Here is a 1,744-nt window from a genome sequence, read left to right as displayed (position 1 = left end):
GCCCAGGTGGTGGATTGGCGGATGGAGTCGGAGAGGTAGCTGACGAGGCGTCGGACGTTGAGGTATTTCCAGTCGCGGCTGCTGGAGCGGGTGCGTGCACCCCAGACGAGGAGACCGCGGTCGGGGAAGACACGCAGGCAGTTGACGCCCTTGTTGTTGAGCTCGCCCTGCATGTCGTCGGTGAGCAGGACCGGGATGTCGAGCACGCCGCGGAGGTTCTGGTTGGCGGGGGCTTTGAAGACGCCGCGTTCGGCGTCGGTGCGGGCCCAGACGCCGGTGATATGGCCGGAGGGCGGGACGGTGCGGGGGCTGCCGTCGACACCGGGGACGTTGACCCACGGGTAGTAGAGCGTGGTGAATTCGGCGTCGGGCGTGTCCTGGGAAGGGAGTGAGTCGGCGAAAGCCTTGAGGGGGTCGGCGAGCTGATTCGGAGGGGCGTCGAGCACCGCGAGGCGGTTGCGCAGGGCCACGCAGTGACCGACGACGGCGCTCATCAGCTCCCGCCCTGTGGCCTGGACCGGCTCGGGGGGCACCGGGGCGTCGGAGACCGCGGCCGTCATGTCCCACAGGCTGGGCACGGCGACCATGGTCACCTCCGGGACGGTCTCCAGCCCGCCCAGGCCCGTCCGCTGCTCGGCGTCGCCCTTCAGCATCGTGCTCGTGACGGCCACCCGCGGATCGGTGAAGCCCACGACGTAGCAGGAGGTGCCGCCGTTGGCGAAGAACCCGTAGACGGACTCCGCCAGCACGAGGCACCGCTGCAGTGCACGGACCTTCTTGAGGTCCTCGCCTTCCTTGCTGTTCTTCTTCAGGAGGCCGGCCAGCTCCGCGCTCAGCTCCTGGATGCTGTAGCGGGCGGCGAACTCCTGCCAGCCACGGATCGGCTGGGGACGCGTGCGCTCCTCGGCCGTGAACGGGGGAGTGGCCGCCGCCTCATTGCTCTTGGCGTCCGGAACCTTGGTGTACCCCAGGAAGGCCGGAGTGGAGGTGCCCACCCCGACGATCATGCGGACGCCGCTCGACTTCTCCGTGACGTAGACGCCCGGGGGCTTCGGTGCGTTCATCGCTGCTGCTCCCTCTCCTTCATCTGCTGCTGTCCTTGTGACGCGACGTGACGTGAAGTGCCACGACGCGCTGTGGTGGGGGAGGGGAGGGCTATTCGACGGTGATGTCCTCGTAGGTGATCGTCACCTGCTCCGTGGCGACTCCGGAATTCGTCGCCCCGAGCTGGGGGCCCTCCCAGCGGGAGGCCCAGGCGTTGGTCAGGTGAATGCGCCGGACCGTCTCCTTCTTGGCATCCTTGAGGGCGATGGTGATGTTCTGCCGGGCGCTGTCGAGGTCGGCGTCGACCAGCGTGGCCTTGATCCAGTCGGTGAACGCGGTGCTCTTGTCCATGCCGCGGGTGATCGTGATCTCGCCGGTGCGGCGGGCGCCCGGCTGTTTGCGCACGATCAGTTCGCCGGTGGAGGAGACCTGGCGGGTCTCGACCACGTCCTGCTCCAGCGTCAGGCCCGAGACGTCCTGGACGGTCTCGACCTGGAACTTGCCCAGTTCGATGGCGAAGGTGCTGCTGCTGAAAGTGTCACCGGTCAACACGTGCGGGGCCTCCTGGGCTCATGGTGGGCGTGGCGGGATCGTGGTGTCGGACTGGGCGGATCAGCCGGACTGCGTGGGTCCGTCGGCGATTTGGGTGATGGTGAAGTGGACGAATTCGGCGGGGCGGACGGGGGCGATGCCGATGTCG

At 68.1% G+C, this 1,744-nt stretch carries 2 protein-coding genes; both read right to left on the bottom strand.

Annotation, left to right across the window (positions count from 1 at the left end; all coding sequences use genetic code 11):
* A partial coding sequence (locus IE241_RS33850) for a phage tail sheath family protein (RefSeq protein WP_190025716.1) occupies positions 1-1,064 on the bottom strand: 1,064 nt, incomplete at its 3' end.
* Between the two features lie 91 nt (positions 1,065-1,155).
* Positions 1,156-1,596: a phage tail protein gene (locus IE241_RS33845; protein ID WP_190025715.1), complete on the bottom strand. Its 441-nt coding sequence runs from the start codon at positions 1,594-1,596 to the stop codon at positions 1,156-1,158.
* Between the last annotated feature and the right edge of the window lie 148 nt (positions 1,597-1,744).

Origin of the sequence: Streptomyces hiroshimensis (genome assembly GCF_014650335.1) — a bacterium.
GTDB classification, from domain to species: Bacteria; Actinomycetota; Actinomycetes; order Streptomycetales; family Streptomycetaceae; genus Streptomyces; species Streptomyces hiroshimensis.
Note: the sequence above shows the minus strand (reverse complement) of the source record. Positions and strands in the feature narration are given on the sequence as shown.